Source organism: Methylobacterium sp. UNC300MFChir4.1 (genome assembly GCF_900110155.1).
Taxonomy (GTDB): domain Bacteria; phylum Pseudomonadota; class Alphaproteobacteria; order Rhizobiales; family Beijerinckiaceae; genus Methylobacterium.
This window is the reverse complement of sequence record NZ_FOCS01000070.1, coordinates 1-1,524: the sequence shown is the minus strand read 5'-3', so window position 1 is coordinate 1,524 and position 1,524 is coordinate 1. Positions and strand designations below refer to the sequence as shown.

Sequence of the window (1,524 nt, the reverse complement as noted above, 5' to 3'; positions counted from 1 at the left end):
CCTCCGGCTTGTGCCCCTTCGTTCCCATCTGTCCGTCCTCGTCCTGGCCCGAAAGCCATACCTCAGGGCGGACCACTTCACTGGGGGCGGATCAGACCACGCCGAGAGTTTCCTGCTTGTCGAAACGGGTCGCGGCGCCGCCTTCATGGAGGACGACATCCTACTCGCCGGCGTGAATGCCAATGCCAAGGACCCATCCCGCTTCAAGATCCTCGACAAGGCGTACTCCGCCGACCCCTACGCGCTGATGTTCCGCCGCGAGGATCCCGAGTTCAAGGCTCTCGTCGATGAGACTCTGATCGGGCTAATGAAATCCGGAGATTTTACCAAACTTTACGTCAAATGGTTTGAGACCCCGATCCCGCCGCGGGACCTCAACCTCAATTTCCCGATGTCGGACAAGCTCAAGGAGCTGATCAAGTCGCCGTCCGATAAGGCAAATTCCTGAACCAAAGTAGCGGCCATCGGGTTCGAAGGGACCTGATGACGCTTTCGAACCCGGCCCTCAGATGACGTCCGAGCATCAAGGTGCGGTAGGCATGCGGATGGCCGTCGCACACGCTGCGGCGACCGCGCTCGCCAGTCGGACAGACGTAAGCTGAACGGCTGCTTTCCGTTCCGTTGAGAGACGCCTCTGAACGTCTGGGTTGGGTCGAAGGCGGGCCGTCTGTTTCAGTGCAATGGGTCAGGGCACGCTTCCCATCCCGAGCCGAAATTGCCGGAGGGCTTACGAATAGCTGCTCTCAGAAACAGCCAAGGGCCGACTTTATGGCATCCTTGGGCGTACAGCAGCCCATTCAATGGAATTGGTCGGTCGGTTCAGACGAGCTCATGCTCCGCGCCAGCAGAATGCCCGCCACCACGAGTGCCTGTCTCAGCACAGGGAGCATTTCCTTGGCGCTGTCCTGCTCAATGAGCCCGTGCGCGATCAGCAGGTAGTCAGCTACGGCTTCCAGGGCTGAGCCGGGTGGCGTCGTCGGGCTCGTAGGCGGAGGGACAAAGCGCGCGAGGGTGCCGTAGGCACTCAGCGGCTCCGAGCCGCTGGAAATGATCTCGGTTAGTGAGCCTAGGTAGCCCAGGAAGGTGTGCCCCGGTGGACCATAGGATGGCACGGCGCCGATCATCACCCAGGCGTAGCTGCCATCGGCCCGACGTAGGCGAGTGCGGAGGCTGTATTCGCTCTGCTGATCACGGACGCTGCGCAGGAAAGTGACGGCAGTCTCGTAGTCGTCAGGATGCATGCAGATGAGCCATCCGTGTCCCACGGCTTCAGCAGCTGCCTGGCCGGTGAATGCGGCCCACTCGGGGCTGACGTAGGTCACGCGGCCGTCCGCCTGTGTGACGAAGATCATTTCGATATATCCGAGAGCCGAATGGTGGGTTGTCGGACCTTAACCTGTATAAAAAATCAGCTTCGTCCAGAAGTTGACAGTAAGCGATGTTCCGGCCCCATCTTCTGTGGGGCGACCTGACCGGGCAGTTTGACGATCCGCCACGAGAGGATCGTTTTGTGTCTCGACTTGA

The 1,524-nt window shown here is 60.4% G+C and carries 2 protein-coding genes; one reads left to right on the top strand and one right to left on the bottom strand.

Features of this window, described 5'->3' with window-relative positions:
• A partial coding sequence (locus BMY19_RS30290; protein ID WP_244535090.1) for a transporter substrate-binding domain-containing protein occupies nucleotides 1-448 on the top strand: 448 nt, incomplete at its 5' end.
• Nucleotides 449-797: 349 nt separating this feature from the next.
• Here BMY19_RS30290 and BMY19_RS30285 read toward each other — a convergent pair.
• Nucleotides 798-1,352 carry a PAS domain-containing protein gene (locus BMY19_RS30285; RefSeq protein WP_100253895.1) on the bottom strand — a complete coding sequence of 185 codons (555 nt, stop codon included), beginning with the start codon at nucleotides 1,350-1,352 and terminating at the stop codon, nucleotides 798-800.
• Nucleotides 1,353-1,524 lie beyond the last annotated feature (172 nt).